The sequence below is a fragment of the Paracoccus tibetensis genome (assembly GCF_900102505.1).
GTDB classification, from domain to species: domain Bacteria; phylum Pseudomonadota; class Alphaproteobacteria; order Rhodobacterales; family Rhodobacteraceae; genus Paracoccus; species Paracoccus tibetensis.
On record NZ_FMVT01000011.1, the window covers coordinates 89,988 to 107,371 of the forward strand.

General features: G+C 67.2%; 16 protein-coding genes. 6 read left to right on the plus strand and 10 right to left on the minus strand.

The window, feature by feature from the left end; all coding sequences use genetic code 11:
• Window positions 1-28: 28 nt before the first annotated feature.
• From BLP73_RS15155 to BLP73_RS15175, 5 genes are read right to left on the minus strand one after another with little or no spacing between them, the layout of a single operon-like run.
• Window positions 29-640, minus strand: coding sequence for a TetR/AcrR family transcriptional regulator (locus tag BLP73_RS15155; protein ID WP_090746526.1), 612 nt, complete (start codon window positions 638-640; stop codon window positions 29-31).
• Window positions 640-918: an HPr family phosphocarrier protein gene (locus tag BLP73_RS15160; RefSeq protein WP_090746529.1), complete on the minus strand. Its 279-nt coding sequence runs from the start codon at window positions 916-918 to the stop codon at window positions 640-642. Before BLP73_RS15160 ends, BLP73_RS15155 begins: the two co-directional genes overlap by 1 nt.
• Complete coding sequence (locus BLP73_RS15165; RefSeq protein ID WP_090746533.1) at window positions 915-1,337, minus strand: PTS sugar transporter subunit IIA; 423 nt, start codon at window positions 1,335-1,337, stop codon at window positions 915-917. The genes BLP73_RS15160 and BLP73_RS15165 overlap by 4 nt, the downstream gene beginning before the upstream one ends.
• A 31-nt stretch (window positions 1,338-1,368) precedes the next feature.
• Complete coding sequence (rapZ, locus tag BLP73_RS15170; RefSeq protein ID WP_090746536.1) at window positions 1,369-2,337, minus strand: RNase adapter RapZ; 969 nt, start codon at window positions 2,335-2,337, stop codon at window positions 1,369-1,371.
• A gap of 22 nt (window positions 2,338-2,359) precedes the next feature.
• Complete coding sequence (locus tag BLP73_RS15175) at window positions 2,360-2,773, minus strand: HPr kinase/phosphorylase (protein ID WP_090746539.1); 414 nt, start codon at window positions 2,771-2,773, stop codon at window positions 2,360-2,362.
• 206 nt (window positions 2,774-2,979) lie between these two features.
• Between BLP73_RS15175 and BLP73_RS15180 the strand changes: the two genes are divergently transcribed.
• The gene (locus tag BLP73_RS15180; protein ID WP_090746544.1) at window positions 2,980-4,575 is read left to right on the plus strand and encodes a phosphoenolpyruvate carboxykinase; all 1,596 of its coding nucleotides are present in this window, start codon (window positions 2,980-2,982) and stop codon (window positions 4,573-4,575) included.
• Between the two features lie 93 nt (window positions 4,576-4,668).
• Here BLP73_RS15180 and BLP73_RS15185 read toward each other — a convergent pair whose 3' ends face one another.
• The 4 genes from BLP73_RS15185 to BLP73_RS15200 all read right to left on the minus strand — a co-directional run bounded on the left by BLP73_RS15185 (window position 4,669) and on the right by BLP73_RS15200 (window position 9,852).
• Window positions 4,669-6,660: a PhoX family protein gene (locus tag BLP73_RS15185; RefSeq protein WP_090746547.1), complete on the minus strand. Its 1,992-nt coding sequence runs from the start codon at window positions 6,658-6,660 to the stop codon at window positions 4,669-4,671.
• Window positions 6,661-6,830: 170 nt separating this feature from the next.
• Window positions 6,831-7,757, minus strand: coding sequence for an ornithine carbamoyltransferase (gene argF, locus BLP73_RS15190; protein WP_090746550.1), 927 nt, complete (start codon window positions 7,755-7,757; stop codon window positions 6,831-6,833).
• 93 nt (window positions 7,758-7,850) lie between these two features.
• Window positions 7,851-8,576: a beta-ketoacyl-ACP reductase gene (gene phbB, locus BLP73_RS15195; RefSeq protein WP_090746552.1), complete on the minus strand. Its 726-nt coding sequence runs from the start codon at window positions 8,574-8,576 to the stop codon at window positions 7,851-7,853.
• A gap of 103 nt (window positions 8,577-8,679) precedes the next feature.
• Window positions 8,680-9,852: an acetyl-CoA C-acetyltransferase gene (locus tag BLP73_RS15200; RefSeq protein WP_090746555.1), complete on the minus strand. Its 1,173-nt coding sequence runs from the start codon at window positions 9,850-9,852 to the stop codon at window positions 8,680-8,682.
• A 370-nt stretch (window positions 9,853-10,222) separates the two neighbouring features.
• On the opposite strand from BLP73_RS15200, the gene metG reads away from it, so the two are divergent.
• The gene (metG, locus tag BLP73_RS15205; RefSeq protein WP_090746557.1) at window positions 10,223-11,941 is read left to right on the plus strand and encodes a methionine--tRNA ligase; all 1,719 of its coding nucleotides are present in this window, start codon (window positions 10,223-10,225) and stop codon (window positions 11,939-11,941) included.
• A 71-nt stretch (window positions 11,942-12,012) separates the two neighbouring features.
• Complete coding sequence (gene rocF / locus BLP73_RS15210) at window positions 12,013-12,936, plus strand: arginase (RefSeq protein WP_090746560.1); 924 nt, start codon at window positions 12,013-12,015, stop codon at window positions 12,934-12,936.
• Between the two features lie 593 nt (window positions 12,937-13,529).
• Here rocF and BLP73_RS15215 read toward each other — a convergent pair.
• Entirely contained in the window at window positions 13,530-14,081 is a 552-nt protein-coding gene (locus BLP73_RS15215) for a LabA-like NYN domain-containing protein (RefSeq protein WP_090746562.1), read from the minus strand.
• A 111-nt stretch (window positions 14,082-14,192) separates the two neighbouring features.
• On the opposite strand from BLP73_RS15215, the gene folK reads away from it, so the two are divergent.
• From folK to BLP73_RS15230, 3 genes are all read left to right on the plus strand, one after another.
• A complete protein-coding gene (gene folK, locus BLP73_RS15220; protein ID WP_090746565.1) occupies window positions 14,193-14,792 on the plus strand; it encodes a 2-amino-4-hydroxy-6-hydroxymethyldihydropteridine diphosphokinase in 600 nt (199 codons plus the stop codon).
• 71 nt (window positions 14,793-14,863) lie between these two features.
• Entirely contained in the window at window positions 14,864-15,220 is a 357-nt protein-coding gene (gene rpoZ, locus BLP73_RS15225) for a DNA-directed RNA polymerase subunit omega (protein ID WP_090746568.1), read from the plus strand.
• A gap of 40 nt (window positions 15,221-15,260) precedes the next feature.
• A complete protein-coding gene (locus tag BLP73_RS15230; RefSeq protein WP_090746571.1) occupies window positions 15,261-17,375 on the plus strand; it encodes a RelA/SpoT family protein in 2,115 nt (704 codons plus the stop codon).
• Window positions 17,376-17,384: the final 9 nt, after the last annotated feature.

Sequence of the window (17,384 nt, forward strand, 5' to 3'; positions counted from 1 at the left end):
GCGCGGTCAAGAGCCTCGTGCAGATTTTTCAGTCGATCAGGCCCAGCCCGCGCAGATAGACGATGACGCCGCTCTCCAGCATCTCGGCCGGCGCCACGGGACTGCGACTGCCAGGCTTGCCGCGGCCGAACAGCTCAACCACGCCGTGGCTCATCGCCCAGACATGGTTCGCCACCATCCGCACCGGCGGGCGCCGGTCCGCGGGCAGGCGCTCGAACAGCACCTCGGCAGCGTCCACCAGCGCGCGCTGCGCGCGCTCGGAGGCGGCGGCGAGATCGGCATTGCCCGCGATCGAGATCCCGCTTTCGAACATCGCCATGTAATAGCCCGGCCGGTCGCGGGCGAAATCCAGATAGGCCTGGCCCATCCGCAGGAAGGCGGTCAGCGCCCGCGGGTTGCCGCCGTCGAAGGCGGCCTCCAGCCGGCCGGCAAACTCGATGAAGCCTTGGCCCGCGACCTCTTCCAGCAGGTCCTCGCGGCCCTTGAAATGGCGGTAGGGCGCGGCGGCCGAGACGCCGGCGCGGCGGGCGGCCTCGGTCAGGGTGAAGGCCTGCGGGCCCTGTTCCTCGATCAGCGCGGCGGTGGCTTCCACAAGCGCCTGACGCAGGTTGCCGTGGTGGTAGGTCTTGCGCTCGGCCACTACATGCCTTCGCCGAAGTAATCCCCGACCAGCGCCTCGATGGCCTCGGCCAGCGCCGCGGCTTCCGGCCCCGAGGTGGTGACGGTGATGCAGCTGCCCCGCGGCGCGGTGAGCATCAAGAGACCCATGATGGAATCGCCCGACACGCTCATCCCGTCCTTCTCGACCTGGGCATGGGCGTCGAAGCGCTCGACCACGTCGACGAACTTGGCGCTGGCGCGCGCGTGCAGCCCCTTGACGTTGATGATCGTCAGCTCTTTCGTGACGGACCCGCTCATCGCACGCGCGATCCGGCGTCCATCGCGGCCTCCAGCGGCACGTTGTAGGAGTTGATGTATTTTCGCCCGGCCTCCTTGGCGAAGGCCACGGCATCCGGCACCGGCAGGTGGCGCGACTTGGCCAGCTTCACCAGCATCGGCAGGTTCGCCCCATAGAGGATCGCCCGGTCGCGCATGGCGCAGGCCGGCAGCGACAGGTTCGAGGGCGAGCCGCCGAACAGATCGGTCACCACCACGACACCCTCGCCGGTGTCCACGGCATTCGCCGCATCCTTGATCTCGGCCGTCTTGGCGGCACGGTCATGGTCATCCTCGATCGCCACGGCGGCGATCCCGGCCTGCGGGCCGACGACATGCTCGACCGCCGAGAGATACTCTCTCGCCAGACCACCATGCGCTACGATCACAATCCCAATCAACGCGTTCCACCACGTCCAAAACAGGGTGCCATCACGACGCCTCTCGCGCGGTCGCCTCTGCCTTGCCCTTGGGCTCGGCCTCGGTGCCGGCGGGCAGCAAGTTGATGCGCCGCTCAAGTTCCCTGTGCCTTATTGACACCGGCCAGCCATCCTTCGCAAGCGCGACGGCCATCATTTCCACCAAAGTGACGGAACGGTGTTTGCCGCCGGTGCAGCCGAAGCCAACCGAAAGATGCGACTTGCCTTCCTCCATATGGGCGGGCAGCACGAATCGAACAAGATCCCGCGTCCGCTGGAAGAACTCGTCGAAGCGCGGGTCGGCGCGAACATGGGCCTGCACGGCGGCGTCCTGCCCGGTCATGGGGCGCAGCGTCTCGTCCCAGTGCGGGTTGTTCAGGAAGCGGCAGTCGAACATCATGTCCAGCCCGCGCGGCACCCCCCGCTTGTAGCTGAAACTGTGCAGCGACAGGCTGAGGCGGTTGTCCGGCCGCATGTCGAACCATCGCGTCAGCTCGGCCTTCAGGTCGTGCGGCGACAGCTCGGACGTGTCGAGCAGCACGTCCGCCCGGTCGCGGATGGGCGCAAGGATGTCGATCTCGGTCAGCACCCCCGACAGCGGCTCGCGGTTCGGGGACAGCGGATGCCGGCGGCGGGTCTCGTTGTAGCGGCGCACCAGCACGTCGGCAGCGCAGTCGAGATACAGCACCTCGGGGGCGAAGTCCGGGCGGCGGGTCAGTCGGTCGATCAGCTCGATCACGCTGGTCGCGGCGAAGTCGCGGTTACGGACGTCGAGGCCAAGGGCCAGCGGCATCGGGCGCGGCGGGCCGTCCAGAAGGCGCGGGATCAGCGAGAGGGGCAGGTTGTCGATGGCCTCGAAGCCCAGATCCTCGAGCACGTTGATCGCCGTCGAGCGCCCCGCGCCCGAGGGGCCGGTCACCAGCACCAGCCGCTGCACATCCTGGCCGATGCCGTCTGTGATGGACCCCTCGCCTCTGGTCATCCCACCTCCGGGCCGATGTCGATCAAGCATGCCGCGCGCCCAGCAGCATTTGCCGCAGCGCCGCGTAAAGATGCGGGCGATGGGGACCGAGGACAAGAGGCAGGCGCATGTCCATTAGGGTAGTGTGGCGCATCGGCGGCAGGCGCTGATCCTCCACCTGCCCGAGATCGCAGACGAGCGAGACCGTGACGGTGGGAACGAAGTCGGCGTTCAGGATGCCGACGCTGCGCGCTTCGATCCGCCCCTCCAGTTCTTTCGGAACCGATGCGGTCAACGCCGACCCCTCAAGACGCAGATCCGTGCGGTCGTCCGCCACCAGCGCAGCCCCGACGGCCATCAGCTCCAGCGCCAGCGTCGACTTGCCGGCGCCGGACGGGCCGAGGATCACGAGGCCCCGTCCATCAAGGGCCACCGTCGTCGCGTGAAGCTGGATCATGCGAATCACCTCCCCTCGCCCATCATGCCTGGACATGGTTAACACGAGGTCAAATCAGCCGTCGATTGCGGCTGTTGGCGATAACATACCCTGTTAGCGCAAACCGTTAGCGGCCTCTGCTTCCGCGACGTTTGGTGCGTGTTATAGCCGATGAACATCGCCGCATCCGCCGGCGTCAATCTTGTCCCGAGTTACGGAGCCCAGACATGAACACGCGCGTGAACCCCGATTGCCGTCTTGAAGATCAAGGGATCGAGGGTCTGGGCCGGGTCTACTACAACCTCCTCGAGCCGGCGCTGATGACCGAGGCGGTCGCGCGCGGCGAAGGCCGCATCGGTCTTGGGGGCGCTTTCCTCGTCACCACGGGCAGCCATACCGGACGCTCGCCCAAGGACAAGTTCGTCGTCCGCACGCCCGCCGTGCAAGACAAGATCTGGTGGGACAACAACAAGCCGATGACCACCGAATCCTTTGATCGCCTGCATGCCGACATGCTGGCCCATATGAAGGGCCGCGACTACTTCGTGCAGGATCTCTTCGGCGGCGCCGATCCCGCGACGCGGCTCGACGTGCGCGTGGTGACCGAGCTTGCTTGGCACAACCTCTTCATCCGCCACCTGCTGCGCCGTCCCGCGGCGTCCGAGCTGGCCACCTTCGCCCCCGAATTCACCATCATCAACTGCCCCAGCTTCACCGCCGATCCCGAACGCCACGGCTGCCGCTCGGGCACGGTCATCGCGCTGAACTTCGAGAAGAAGCTGATCCTGATCGGCGGCACCGCCTATGCCGGCGAGAACAAGAAGTCGGTCTTCACGCTCTTGAACTACCTTCTGCCCGAGAAGGGCATCATGCCGATGCACTGCAGCGCCAACCACGCGCCGGGCAACCCGGACGACAGCGCGGTCTTCTTCGGCCTGTCGGGCACCGGCAAGACGACCCTCTCGGCCGACCCCTCGCGCGTGCTGATCGGCGATGACGAGCATGGCTGGTCGGACACCGGCATCTTCAACTTCGAGGGCGGCTGCTACGCCAAGACCATCAGCCTCTCGCCCAAGGCCGAGCCCGAGATCTACGCCACCACCAGCCGATTCGGCACCGTGATCGAGAACATGGTCTTCGACGCCGACACGCTAGAGCTGGATTTCGAGGACAACTCGATCACCGACAACATGCGCTGCGCCTATCCGCTGGAGGCGATCTCGAACGCTTCGAACACCAGCCTCGGCGGGCACCCGAAGAACGTGATCATGCTGACCTGCGACGCCTACGGCGTGCTGCCCCCCATCGCGCGGCTGACCCCGGCGCAGGCAATGTATCACTTCCTGTCGGGCTTCACCTCAAAGACCCCGGGCACCGAGGTCGGCGTGACCGAGCCGATCCCCACCTTCTCGACCTGCTTCGGCGCCCCCTTCATGCCGCGCCGCCCCGAGGTCTACGGCAAGCTGCTGCAGGAGAAGATCGCCCAGCACGGCGCCTCGTGCTGGCTGGTCAACACCGGCTGGACCGGCGGCGCCTTCGGGACCGGCACGCGCATGCCCATCGCCGCGACCCGCGCGCTGCTGGCGGCGGCCCTCGACGGTAGCCTGGGCGACGTGCAGTTCCGCAAGGATCCGAACTTCGGCTTCGAGGTGCCGGTCAGCGTGCCGGGCGTCGAGGACAAGCTTCTGGACCCGCGCCAGACCTGGGCCGATCCGGCCGCCTATGACGCGCAGGCCCGCAAGCTGGTGCAGATGTTCTGCGACAACTTCGCGCAATACGAGAACGCCATCGACGACGAGGTCCGCGCCGCCGCCATTGGCTGAGCGCAGGCGCCCCGCACGAACAAACCCGCGCCGAAAGGCGCGGGTTTTTCACATCGCGTCGGGCGGCCGGCGGCCGCCCGTCAATTTGACAGCTCAGCCGATGCGGCCGCCGTCCTGCTTGGTGATCGCCACGACCGAGGGCCGCGTCGGCATGTCGTCGCGGAAATCCGGCCAGCGGGTCGAGAGGTCCTCGTAATGCGAGATGCGGCCGAAGCCCTCCCAGTCATCGCCGCCATCCGCCGGGTGCTGCACCGCGACGAATAAGGTGGTCATGTCCGGCGTCATGCAGGGCCCGCACATCTCCGCCCCCACCGGTACGCGGTAGAACAGCTTCGAGGTGCCCCGCGCCTCGCCTTCCGTGTCCAGTGCCCACAGCCCGTCCGTGCGCCCCGTCTCGGACGGCGAGTTCCCGTCCGTCGAGATCCAGAGCCGCCCGTCCGCATCCACCGCGCAGTTGTCCGGCATCCCGAACCAGCCGTTCTCGGTCGTCGCGGTCGAGAAGGTGGCGCCAACCTCGGCGATCGAGGGATCGCCGCACTGGACCAGGATTTCCCAGGTGCCGCGGGTGGCGGTCAGGTCGCCGCCGTCCTCCACGATTTCGATGATATGGCCGAAGGCATTCTCGGCGCGCGGGTTGGCGCCATCCGCCTCGGTCCGGCGGGTGTTGTTGGTCAGCATGACATAGACATGGCCGTTCTCGGGGTTCGGCTCGACATCCTCGGGCCGGTCCATCGGCGTCGCTCCCAGCAGGTCGGCGGCCCGCCGCGCCTCGATCACGATGTCCGCCTGGCTCTCGAAGCCGTTCTCGGCCGTCAGCGGCCCCTCGCCATGGACCAGCGGCAGCCATTCCATGCTGCCATCCTCGTCGAAGCGCGCCACGTACAGCGTCCCTTCGTCCAGAAGGTCCATGTTCGCCGCGCGGTCGTCGGGGTTGTAGGTGCCGGCGGTGACGAACTTGTAGACATAGTCGAAGCGCTCGTCGTCGCCCATGTAGAAGACGACGCGGCCGTCCTTGGCCACCGCGCTCTCGGCGCCCTCGTGCTTGAAGCGGCCGAGCGCGGTGCGCTTCTTCGGCACCGAGTTCGGGTCCATCACGTCGACCTCGACGATCCAGCCGAAGCGGTTCGGCTCGTTGGACTCTTTCGAGACGTCGAAGCGATCGTGGAAGCGGCCCCAGTCATAGTTCGCGGCGGGCAGGCCCACGCGCTCGTAGTTGGCGGCTTCCGGGTGATCGGCCGGCAGTTCGCCCAGGAAGTAGCCGTGGAAGTTCTCCTCGGCCATGATGTAGGTGCCCCAGGGCGTGACGCCGCCGGCGCAGTTGTTGATCGTGCCCAGCACCTCGGTGCCCGAGGGATCGGCGGCCGTCTGCAGGCGCGCATGACCCGCGGCAGGGCCGGTCAGTTGCATCGGCGTATTGGCCGTGATGCGGCGGTTCATCGTCCCTTCGGGGATCGTGCGCCACTTGCCGGCCTCCTTGCGGATCTCGATCACCGTGCCGCCATGCGCGGCCATCTCGATGTTGACGCGATCCTCGGTCGCCTCGGCCACCACCGCCTCGCCATCGGCAATGGTCACGATGCCGGGGAACATCAGCTCCTCGTTGGTGTATTCGTGGTTCACCACCAGAAGGCCGTGATCGTCCGCCCCGTCCAGCGGGATGAAGCCGACATAGTCGTTGTTGTAGCCGAACTGCTTTTCCTGCGCCTCGGCGGTCTGGTTCTCGGGGTCGAACTCGGGCGCGTCGGCCAGGACCTTGTCGCCCCACCGGATCAGCACGTCGGCGTCATAGCCCTCGGCGACGTGGTGATCCTGATCCACGCCCGCCGTCACCTCGGCAAAGTCGAAGGCCGAGCCGGCGACCCGGGTCTGCGCATGGGCCTCGCCCGCCGACAGCAGCGCGATCGGGCTGACCGTGGCAGAAATCGCGGTGACGGCCATAGAGCCCTTGAGGAACCCCCGGCGCGAGAAGCGCGCGGCGATGATCTCGCCCATGGTCGGGTTCTTGGTGGGGTTGAGCCCCGGCCCGTCGGCCCGCTCAAGCTGGCTGTTGCGGAAAACCTGACGGCTTGGCTGCATGTCATTCATGACGCGCGCTCCTTGCTGAATCGAAGATCCGCCAGACCCGGCGGATACGTCAGCGGGAGGTAGCCCCGGCATGTGAAACGCCCGTCACGCTTCGATGAAGCTTGGGTGACAGGCCCTATCGTCTTCGCCGCGCCCTATCTCGGGCGCGCCCCCAGCAGCGGGACGCGATCCTACACCCCGAGGCAGAAGCGCATGATCGCCTTCTGCGCGTGCAGCCGGTTCTCGGCCTCGTCCCAGATGACCGAGTTCGGCCCGTCCATCACCGCGCTCGTCACCTCGTCCTCGCGATGGGCGGGCAGGCAGTGCATGAACAGCGCGTCGGGCTTGGCGCGGGACATCAGCGCCTCGTTGATCTGGTAGCCGCGCAGCTGGTTGTGGCGCCGCTCCTTGGCCGATTGCGGATCATGCATGCTGACCCAGGTGTCGGTGACCACGAGGTCAGCCCCCTCGACCGCCTTCTGCGGGTTGCGCTCGATGGTGACCGGGTGGCCCTTGGCGGCGGCCCAGTCCAGCCATTCCCGTTCCGGGTCCAACGGCGGAGGGCCGGTGAAGGTCAGATCGAAGCCAAACTGCCCCGCCGCATGGGCGAAGCTGGCGAAGACGTTGTTGCCGTCGCCCGACCAGACCACCTTCTTGCCAGCGATGGGGCCGCGATGCTCCTCGAAGGTCATGATGTCGGCCATGATCTGGCAGGGATGGGTGCGGTTGGTCAGGCCGTTGATCACCGGCACCGTCGCATGCTCGGCCATCTCCTGCAGCGTCGCCTCCTCGAAGGTGCGGATCATGATCAGGTCCACGTAGCGCGACAGCACCCGCGCCGTGTCGGCGATGGTCTCGCCATGGCCCAGTTGCATCTCCGAGCCCGACAGCACCATGGTCTGCCCCCCCATCTGCCGCACGCCGACGTCGAAGCTGACGCGGGTCCGGGTCGAGGGCTTCTCGAAGATCAGCGCCACCATGCGGCCCTTCAGCGGCTGCTCGTCATCGGGCGTGCCGCGCGGGCGGCTCTGGCGGGCGGTCTTCATGGCCCGCGCATTGTCGATGATCGACCGCAGGGCGGTCTGGTCGGTGGTGTGGATGTCGAGGAAATGCGTCATTTTCTTGGCTCTCGGCGGTGTCGCGCAAGGAAGCCCTGCGCCGCCTGCCGGGTCAAGGGGGCAGGGCGCGAAACGCCCCGCCCGCCCCGCGTCTCAGGTGAAGTACTGCCCGCCATTGGCGCTGATCGTCGCGCCGGTGATGAAGCCGGCGTCCTCGGCCGCCAGGAAGACGACGCAGCGCGCGATCTCCTCGGGCTCGCCGAGGCGCCCCACGGGGATCTGCGGGATGATCCGCTCGTTCAGCACCTTCTCATCGATGGCGCGCACCATCTCGGTCCCGATATAGCCCGGGGTGATGGCGTTGACGGTGATCCCGGCCCGCGCACCCTCCTGCGCCAGGGCCTTGGTGAAGCCCAGATCGCCGGCCTTGGCGGCAGAGTAGTTCGCCTGTCCGGCTTGGCCCTTCTGCCCGTTGATCGAGCTGATGTTGATGATCCGTCCGAACTTGCGGTCGCGCATCCCCGACCAGACCGGGTGGGTCATGTTGAAGACGCCCGTCAGATTGGTGTCGATCACCTCTTTCCACTGCTGCGGCGTCATCTTGTGGAACATCGCATCGCGGGTGATGCCGGCATTGTTGACCAGCACCGCGACCGGGCCAAGCTCGGCCTCGACCTGCTCGACACCCGCCTTGCAGGCGTCGTAGTCGGCGACCGACCACTTGTAGGTCTTGATCCCCGTCTCCTCGGTGAAGGCGCGGGCCGCGTCGTCATTGCCGGCATAGTTCGCCGCGACGGTGTAGCCGGCATCCTTGAGCGCCCTCGAGATGGCCGCGCCGATCCCGCGCGAACCCCCTGTCACCAGAGCCACTTTCGACATCAGATCCCCCCTCATCATCCAATAAACTGTGCAACAAAGGCTAAGTTGGCGGCAGAAGGCGCGCAACCAAATTGCGCGCCCTGTCAGCGTTAACGGTCGCGCCTCAGCGCTCGAGGCACATGGCAACGCCCATGCCGCCGCCGATGCAGAGGGTCGCGAGCCCTTTCTTCGCGTCGCGGCGCTTCATCTCGAAGAGCAGCGTGTTGAGGACGCGGCAGCCCGAGGCGCCGATGGGATGGCCGATGGCGATGGCGCCGCCGTTGACGTTCACGATGGACGGGTCCCAGCCCATGTCCTTGTTCACCGCGCAGGCCTGGGCGGCGAAGGCCTCGTTCGCCTCGACGAGGTCCAGATCGCCGACGGACCAGCCGGCCTTCTCCAGCGCCTTGCGGCTGGCCGGGATCGGGCCGGTGCCCATAATCGCCGGATCGAGACCGGCGGTGGAATAGGAGGCGATGCGCGCCAGGGGCGTCAGCCCGCGCCGCGCGGCCTCCTCCTCGGTCATCACCATCACTGCCGCCGCGCCGTCATTGAGGCCCGAGGCGTTGGCCGCCGTCACCGAGCCATCCTTGGCGAAGGCCGGGCGCAGCTTCTGCATCCCCTCGATGGTCGCGCCGTGGCGGATATACTCGTCCTTGTCGATCACCGTGTCGCCCTTGCGCGACTTGACGGTGTAGCCGACGATCTCGTCGTCGAAGCGGCCTTCCTTCTGCGCGGCTTCCGCCTTGTTCTGCGAGGCCAGCGCGAACTCGTCCTGCTGCTCGCGCGAGATCTGCCACTTCTGCGCGACGTTCTCGGCGGTCTGGCCCATGTGATAGCCGTTGAAGGCGTCCCACAGACCGTCGCGGATCATCGTGTCGATGAACTGCATGTCGCCCATCTTCTGGCCGGCCCGCAGATAGGCCGCGTGCGTGGCCAGCGACATGCTTTCCTGCCCGCCGGCCAGAACGACGCGCGCATCGCCCAGGATGACCTGCTGCGCCGCCAGCGCCACCGCCCGCAGCCCCGAGCCGCAGACCTGGTTGATGAGCCAGGCCGAGGATTCCTGCGGCAGGCCCGCCTTGATATGCGCCTGGCGGGCGGGGTTCTGGCCCTGCGCGGCGGTCAGCACCTGCCCGAGGATCGTCTCGTCGACCTCGGCCGCATCGACGCCCGCCCGCGCCAGGACCTCCTTCAGGACGGCGGCGCCCAGATCATGTGCCGGGACGTTGGCGAACGCGCCCATGAAACTGCCCACAGGCGTTCGCGCGGCAGAGACGATAACAGCTTTTGTCATGACGGGCTCCTTCTCCCACTGGCCGGCAGGGACCGGCGGATCAGGGTCAGGATGCTGTTTCAGGACGCAACGTCAAGTCGATGGCGGGCCGGTGGCGCCAACAGGGCGGCTTTCGCACCGAACCGGCGCCTCACCCCTCCCCTTCCACGGCCGCGGCCGCCTCGTCATCCTCGGGGCCGGCCTTCCGCATCCAGACCAGGGGCACGATGGGCGCCACGCCGTGGCGGAGGGAGAGCCGTGCCGCGCGCCATGATCCCTCCGTCGCCGCTGTGCCGATCCTTGGCAGCCGGCCCGCCCGAGCGCAAGCGCCGCGCTTTTCATCATCGCGCAACGGGGCTAGAGATGCGCGACCCCGAAAGGACGCACGCGCATGGCCCGCCACCTGATTACCTCTGCCCTGCCCTATATCAACGGCATCAAGCACCTGGGCAACCTTGTCGGCTCGCAGCTGCCGGCGGATCTCTATGCCCGCTATCTGCGGGCGCGGGGCCACGAGGTGATGTTCATCTGCGCCACCGACGAGCACGGCACCCCGGCCGAGCTGGCGGCTGCGAAAACCGGCGAGGCGGTGGCCGATTACTGCGCCCGGATGCATGACGTGCAGGCCGAGCTGGCGGCGGGCTTCGGCCTCAGCTTCGATCACTACGGCCGCTCCTCCTCGGACCGCAACCGCCGCTTGACGCAGCATTTCGCGGGACGCCTGGCCGATGCAGGCTACATCCGGGAAGTGTCCGAACGTCAGGTCTATTCCCATGCCGACGGCCGCTTCCTGCCCGACCGCTACATCGAGGGCACCTGTCCCAATTGCGGCTATGACAAGGCGCGCGGAGACCAGTGCGAAAACTGCACCAAGCAGCTCGACCCGACCGACCTGATAGATCCGCGCAGCGCCATCAGCGGCTCGACCGATCTGGAGGTGCGCGAGACCAAGCATCTCTACCTGCGCCAGTCGGCGCTGAAGGGCCAGATCGCCGAATGGATCGACGGCAAGACCGACTGGCCGATCCTGACGACCTCGATCGCGAAGAAATGGCTGAACGACGGCGACGGCCTTCAGGACCGCGGCATCACGCGCGATCTGGACTGGGGCGTGCCGGTCCGGCGCGGCGATGAGGACTGGCCAGGGATGGAGGGCAAGGTCTTCTATGTCTGGTTCGACGCCCCCATCGAATACATCGCCGCGACCGCCGAATGGGCCGACGCCTCGGGCGCGGACGATGCCGCCTGGCGCCGCTGGTGGCGGCTGGACGAGGGGGCCGGGGACGTGACCTACACCCAGTTCATGGGCAAGGACAACGTGCCCTTCCACACCCTGTCCTTCCCGGCGACGCTGATCGGCTCGGGCGAGCCGTGGAAGATGGTCGACTACATCAAGTCCTTCAACTACCTCACCTATGACGGCGGGCAGTTCTCGACCAGCCAGGGGCGCGGCGTCTTCATGGACCACGCGCTGGAGATCCTGCCGGCCGATTACTGGCGCTGGTGGCTCTTGTCCCACGCCCCCGAAAGCGGCGACAGCGAGTTCACCTGGGAGAACTTCCAGCAGTCGGTGAACAAGGACCTCGCCGACGTGCTGGGCAACTTCGTCAGCCGCATCACCAAGTTCTGCCGCAGCAAGTTCGGCGAGACGGTGCCCGAAGGCCCGGCCTACGGACCCGAGGAGCAGGCCCTGACCGAGGCGATCGCCGGCCGCCTCAAGGCCTATGAGGCCAGCATGGAGGCGATGGAGGTCCGCAAGGCGGCCGCCGAGTTGCGCGCCATCTGGGTGCTGGGCAACGAGTACCTGCAGGCCGCCGCGCCCTGGTCGGTCTTCAAGACCGATCCGGAGAAGGCGGCGATGCAGGTGCGGATGGGGCTGAACCTCGTGCGGCTCTACGCGGTGCTGTCGGCGCCCTTCATCCCCTTCACCGCCGCCGGGATGCTCGAGGCGATCAACGGCACCGGCGCGGCATGGCCGGACGATCTGCAGGCGGCTCTCTCCGCGCTGTCCGCCGGCCACGCCTTCACCGTCCCCGAAGTGATGTTCGCCAAGATCACCGACGAGAGCCGGGCCGAATGGGCCGAGCGCTTCAAGGGCGTGCGCAGCTAGGCCCGCGCGGCGGCCGGTGGACAATCCGGCTGCGGACGGCTTTGATCCGGCCCATCAGCAAGGAGACCCGGATGACCCATTGCATCCTGATCGGAGCCCCGGTGGACGAGGGCCAGCGCCGGCCCGGCTGCCTCATGGGGCCTGCCGCCTATCGCACCGCCGGTCTTGCCGGCACGCTGGCCGCGCTCGGCCACGGGGTCGAGGATCGCGGCGACGTACAGCCCCACGGCATCGGCACCGAGACCTGCGGCAATCCGGCCGTCCACCACCTGCCCGAGATGATCGCCTGGACGCGCGCGCTGGCCGAGGCCGCCAGGACGGCCATGCCCGACGGGCTGCCGATCATCATGGGGGGCGATCATTCCCTGGCGCTCGGCACGCTGTCGGGCGTCGCCTCCCACGCCGCCGAGGCGGGGCGCCCGCTCTTCGTGATCTGGCTGGACGCGCATAGCGATTTCCACACGGTCGAGACGACGACCTCGGGGAACCTGCACGGCACGCCGATGGCCTATGCCTCGGGCCTGCCGGGCTTCGCGCCCTTCCCCCCCTTCCCCGCTCCGATCCCCGGCGAGAACATCTGCATGTTCGGCATCCGCAGCGTCGATCCGGCGGAACATGCCGCGATGGAGCCGACCGAGATCACGGTGAACGACATGCGCGCGCTGGACGAGCATGGCATCGTGGCGCCGCTTCGGGCCTTCCTCGACCGGGTCCGGGCCGCCGATGGGCTGCTGCATGTCAGCCTCGACGTCGACTTCCTCGACCCGTCCATCGCACCGGCCGTCGGCACCACCGTCCCGGGCGGCACCACCTTCCGCGAGGCGCATCTGGTGATGGAGCTGCTGCACGAATCGGGCCTCGTCACCTCGCTCGACCTGGTGGAGCTGAACCCCTTCCTCGACGAGCGGGGCCGCACCGCCAAGCTGATGGTCGATCTGGTCGCCAGCCTCATGGGGCGCAAGGTCTTCGATCGCCCGACGCGCAGCTACGGGTGACGGCTTTTCCTGTCGCATCGCGCAAGCCGATATGGCATCACCGGGGCCAGTGCGGACGTGGCGAAATCGGTAGACGCAACAGACTTTGATTTGGAGTGCCCGCGGGGAAACCCGCGGTGTAGAACCGCTCAAATTCGGGGAAAGCTGTGGGAGGTTTCTCCCGTGCCGATCCCGAGCCAAGCCCCTCAGCGGGGAAGGTGTAGAGACTAGACGGGCGGCGCCTAAAGCCGGAAGGCCATGGCGAAGGGATAGTCCAGACCACGAACGCGGGCATCAGCCCGCGGCGGCGAAAGCCGAAGTGGTACGAAAATCTGGTTCCTTCGGGAGTGCGGGTTCAAGTCCCGCCGTCCGCACCACTCGGCCGTCTGCCGTTCCGGCCCGGCGGCTTGCCCGACCCCCAGGGGGTCGGGCCTGCCGGCCGGCCGAACGTTCGAGCGAAGCAACAAGGGACAAAAACAACACGCAAAAAGTCGCCCGTTCGTTGTATGCCTTCTCGCTGATGCACGTATGGAAGTCAGCCTGTCCTTTTGGGCAAGTAAATGTAAAGCCCGCAACCTGAGGGCTGTCTGGCCCCCCGGACAGGCCTTGCCGGCTCAGGTTTCGACCGGCTGCGGCTCGCGCGGGGGGCGGCCGATGATGTCGCGCAATGCATCAAGTTCGATGAAGTTGTCGGCCTGCCGGCGCAGGTCGTCGGCGATCATCGGCGGCTGGCTGCGGATGGTCGAGACGACCGAGACGCGCACGCCCTGCCGTTGCAGCGATTCGACCAGCGGGCGGAAGTCGCCGTCCCCCGAGAAGAGGACCGCGTGATCCAGCCGCGGCGCCAGTTCCATCGCGTTGACCGTCAGCTCGATGTCCATGTTGCCCTTGATCTTCCGCCGGCCCATCGCGTCGGTGAACTCCTTCGCCGCCTTCGTGACGACGCAGAAGCCGTTGTAGTGCAGCCAGTCGACCAGCGGCCGGATCGGCGAGTACTCCTCGCCGTCCAGAAGCGCGGTATAGTAGTAGGCGCGCATCAGCTTGCCTCGCCGGTCGAATTCCTGCCGCAGAAGCTTGTAGTCCACGTCGAAGCCCAGGGCCCGCGCGGCGGCATAGAGGTTGGCGCCATCGATGAAGATGGCCAATCGGTCGTCTTTGTAAAACATCCGGGTGTTGCCTTTTTTAGGTCTTGCTGTTTTCAAAGCCCGGTTCGCGCCAAGGTGAGGGCCCTGGCATGCTGCGCCCCTTGCCTAAGGTTTTAGAACGGGAAGGAAAACTTGGTTAACCTGTCTTTTGGTATTGTCGCACTTGGGGCAAACCTCCCGTCGTCGGCGCAGTCTCCCGCAGGGACGCTGCGCCAAACGCTCGGCATTGTGCACAGTCGCCCCGCCATTACAATATCGGCCCTTAGCCGGATCTGGTGGACCCCCGCGGTGCCGGCGGGTTCTGGCCCGGACTTCGCCAACGCCGTCGCGCTGATCCGCACCTCGCTCGGCCCCGAGGCCCTGCTGTCCTGCCTGCACGAGATCGAGGCCGAGGCCGGCCGCGACCGCAGCGGGGGGCGCTGGTCGGCACGGGTGCTGGATCTGGACCTCATCGCGCTGGACGATCGGGTGCTGCCGGACGCCGCCACCCTGCGCGGCTGGATCGACCTGCCGCCCGCCGAGCAGGCGCGGCGCGCGCCGGCGCATCTGCTGCTGCCCCATCCCCGGATGCAGGATCGTGCCTTCGTGCTGGCCCCCCTCTGCGAGATCGCGCCGTTCTGGCGTCACCCGCTGACGGGGGCAAGCGCGGCGCAGATGCTGGTGGATCTCGGTCCCGACGCGCTGGCCGGGATGCGGCCTCTTCCCTGGCCGCCAGCGGTTCCTGCGGCTTGACAAAGGCGCCCCGCGCGCCCACTAGTCCGGTTTCGCCCCGAACGTCCGATTCGCAACTGCACAGGTGATCCATGGCCCGCGTAACCGTTGAAGACTGCGTCGACAAGGTTCCCAACCGGTTTGATCTGGTTCTGCTCGCCGCCCATCGCTCGCGCGAGATCGCAGCCGGCAGCCCGGCGACGGTGGACCGCGACAACGACAAGAACCCGGTCGTCGCCCTGCGCGAGATCGCGGAAGAGACGCAGCAGGTGGACGACCTGCGCGAGCGCATGATCGAAAGTACGCAGACCCAGATCGAGGTTGACGAGCCGGAAGAGGACGCGATGGCGCTGCTTCTGGGCGCCGAGGTGGATCGTCCCAAGCCCGCCGACGAGGAGTCGGAAGAGCGGATGCTGCGGATGATGCTGGAAGCGAACCAGCGCGGCTGACGACAACGGCACGACCAGGAACAGCGGGGTCTTCGGCATCATGATCGACGTCGAAGACCTTTTGGCATTGGTGCGCAACTACAACCCGCGCTGCAATGCCCAAGCCATCCGCGACGCCTATGAATACGGGATGCGGATGCACGAGGGGCAGTTCCGCCACTCGGGCGAGCCCTACTTCACCCACCCCATCGCCGTCGCCGCCATCCTGACCGAGATGCGGCTGGACGACGCGACGATCATCACCGCCCTGCTGCACGACACGATCGAGGACACCCGCTCGACCAAGTCCGAGGTCGCGGCGATGTTCGGCGACGAGATCTCGGACCTGGTGGACGGCGTCACCAAGCTGACCAATCTCGAGCTGTCCTCGACCCAGTCCAAGCAAGCCGAGAACTTCCGCAAGCTGTTCATGGCCATGTCGCGCGACCTGCGCGTGATCTTGGTCAAGCTGGCCGACCGGCTGCACAACATGCGGACCATCCGGTCCATGCGGCCGGAAAAGCAGGTCAAGAAGGCGCGCGAGACGATGGACATCTATGCCCCGCTGGCGGGCCGGATGGGCATGCAGTGGATGCGCGAGGAGCTGGAGGATCTGGCCTTCAAGGTCATCAACCCCGAGGCGCGCAACTCGATCATCCGCCGCTTCGTCAGCATGCAGCGCGAGAGCGGCGACATCATCGGCCAGATCACCGCCGACATCCGCGCCGAGCTGGAGCGGCAGGGGATCGAGGCCGACGTCTTCGGCCGCGCGAAAAAGCCCTTCAGCGTCTGGCGCAAGATGCAGGAAAAGCAGCTTGCCTTCTCGCGCCTGTCCGACATCTACGGCTTCCGCATCATCACCCGGTCGGAAATGGACTGCTACCGCGCGCTCGGCGTGATCCACCACCGCTGGCGGGCGGTGCCGGGGCGGTTCAAGGACTATATCAGCCAGCCGAAATCGAACGGCTACCGCTCGATCCATACGACGGTGTCGGGGCGCGACGGCAAACGGGTCGAGGTGCAAATCCGCACCCGCCAGATGCACGAGGTCGCCGAGGCCGGTGTCGCCGCGCACTGGGCCTATCGCGACGGCGTGCGGGCGCGGAACCCCTTCGCCGTCGATCCGGGCGAATGGATTGCCAGCCTCACCGACCGCTTCGGGAACGAGGACCACGACGAGTTCCTCGAGCATGTGAAGCTCGAGATGTATCAGGATCAGGTCTTCTGCTTCACGCCCAAGGGCGACGTGATGCAGCTGCCCAAGGGCGCGACGCCCATTGACTTCGCCTATGCGATCCACACGCGGCTCGGCAATTCCTGCGTGGGCGCCAAGGTCGACGGCATCCGCGTGCCCCTGTGGACGCGGCTGAAGAACGGCCAGTCGGTCGAGGTCATCTCGGCCTCGGGCCAGCGCCCGCAGGCGACCTGGCTCGACATCGTCGTGACCGGCCGCGCCAAGGCCGCCATCCGGCGCAGCTTGCGCGAGGAGGACCGTGACCGCTTCATCCGCCTTGGCCGCGAGCTGGTGCGCGTCAGCTTCGAGCATGTGGGCCGCAAGGTCACGGACAAGGCGCTGCGCACGGCCGCGCGGCAGCTGCGCCTGCCCTCGGCCGAAGAGCTGCTGGCCCGCATCGGCAGCGCCGAGAACTCGGCCAAGGAAGTGCTCGACATCCTTTATCCCGAGCTGGCCGAGCATCAGGACGAGATCGACTTCCGCCGCCCCATCGCGGGGCTCGAGGCCGACGCCAACTTCAAGCGCGCTCCCTGCTGCGCGCCCCTGCCGGGCGAGAGGATCGTCGGCATCACCTATCGCGGCGCGGGCGTCGTGATCCACGCCATCGACTGCCCGGTCCTGGCCGAGTTCGAGAACGCGCCAGAGCGGTGGGTGGACCTGCAATGGCGCGAGGGGCGGCATCCGGCGGCCTATTCGACTGTGCTCAGCCTGACGATCCGGCACGATTCCGGCGTGCTGGGGCGAATCTGCTCCTTGATCGGCACGCAGGGGGCGAATATCTCGAATCTGGAGTTCATCGACCGCAAGCCCGACTTCTACCGGATCGAGGTCGAGGTCGAGCTGCGCGATCATGAGCATCTGCACAACCTGCTGACCGCCCTCGAGGCGGAAAGCGATGTGGCGCAGGTCGCGCGCGTGCGCGATCCGGCGCTGAAGCCTTAGCCAGCCGCC

What these genes read in the sequence shown, in the direction of transcription:
- BLP73_RS15180 (WP_090746544.1), top strand. Translation starts at nt 2,980, where the DNA reads ATGAACACGCGCGTGAACCCCGATTGCCGTCTTGAAGATCAAGGGATC.
- phbB (WP_090746552.1), bottom strand. Translation starts at nt 8,576, where the DNA reads ATGTCGAAAGTGGCTCTGGTGACAGGGGGTTCGCGCGGGATCGGCGCG.
- BLP73_RS15185 (WP_090746547.1), bottom strand. Translation starts at nt 6,660, where the DNA reads ATGAATGACATGCAGCCAAGCCGTCAGGTTTTCCGCAACAGCCAGCTT.
- metG (WP_090746557.1), top strand. Translation starts at nt 10,223, where the DNA reads ATGGCCCGCCACCTGATTACCTCTGCCCTGCCCTATATCAACGGCATC.
- BLP73_RS15215 (WP_090746562.1), bottom strand. Translation starts at nt 14,081, where the DNA reads ATGTTTTACAAAGACGACCGATTGGCCATCTTCATCGATGGCGCCAAC.
- rocF (WP_090746560.1), top strand. Translation starts at nt 12,013, where the DNA reads ATGACCCATTGCATCCTGATCGGAGCCCCGGTGGACGAGGGCCAGCGC.
- BLP73_RS15160 (WP_090746529.1), bottom strand. Translation starts at nt 918, where the DNA reads ATGAGCGGGTCCGTCACGAAAGAGCTGACGATCATCAACGTCAAGGGG.
- rpoZ (WP_090746568.1), top strand. Translation starts at nt 14,864, where the DNA reads ATGGCCCGCGTAACCGTTGAAGACTGCGTCGACAAGGTTCCCAACCGG.
- BLP73_RS15175 (WP_090746539.1), bottom strand. Translation starts at nt 2,773, where the DNA reads ATGATCCAGCTTCACGCGACGACGGTGGCCCTTGATGGACGGGGCCTC.
- rapZ (WP_090746536.1), bottom strand. Translation starts at nt 2,337, where the DNA reads ATGACCAGAGGCGAGGGGTCCATCACAGACGGCATCGGCCAGGATGTG.
- BLP73_RS15230 (WP_090746571.1), top strand. Translation starts at nt 15,261, where the DNA reads ATGATCGACGTCGAAGACCTTTTGGCATTGGTGCGCAACTACAACCCG.
- argF (WP_090746550.1), bottom strand. Translation starts at nt 7,757, where the DNA reads ATGACGCATTTCCTCGACATCCACACCACCGACCAGACCGCCCTGCGG.
- BLP73_RS15200 (WP_090746555.1), bottom strand. Translation starts at nt 9,852, where the DNA reads ATGACAAAAGCTGTTATCGTCTCTGCCGCGCGAACGCCTGTGGGCAGT.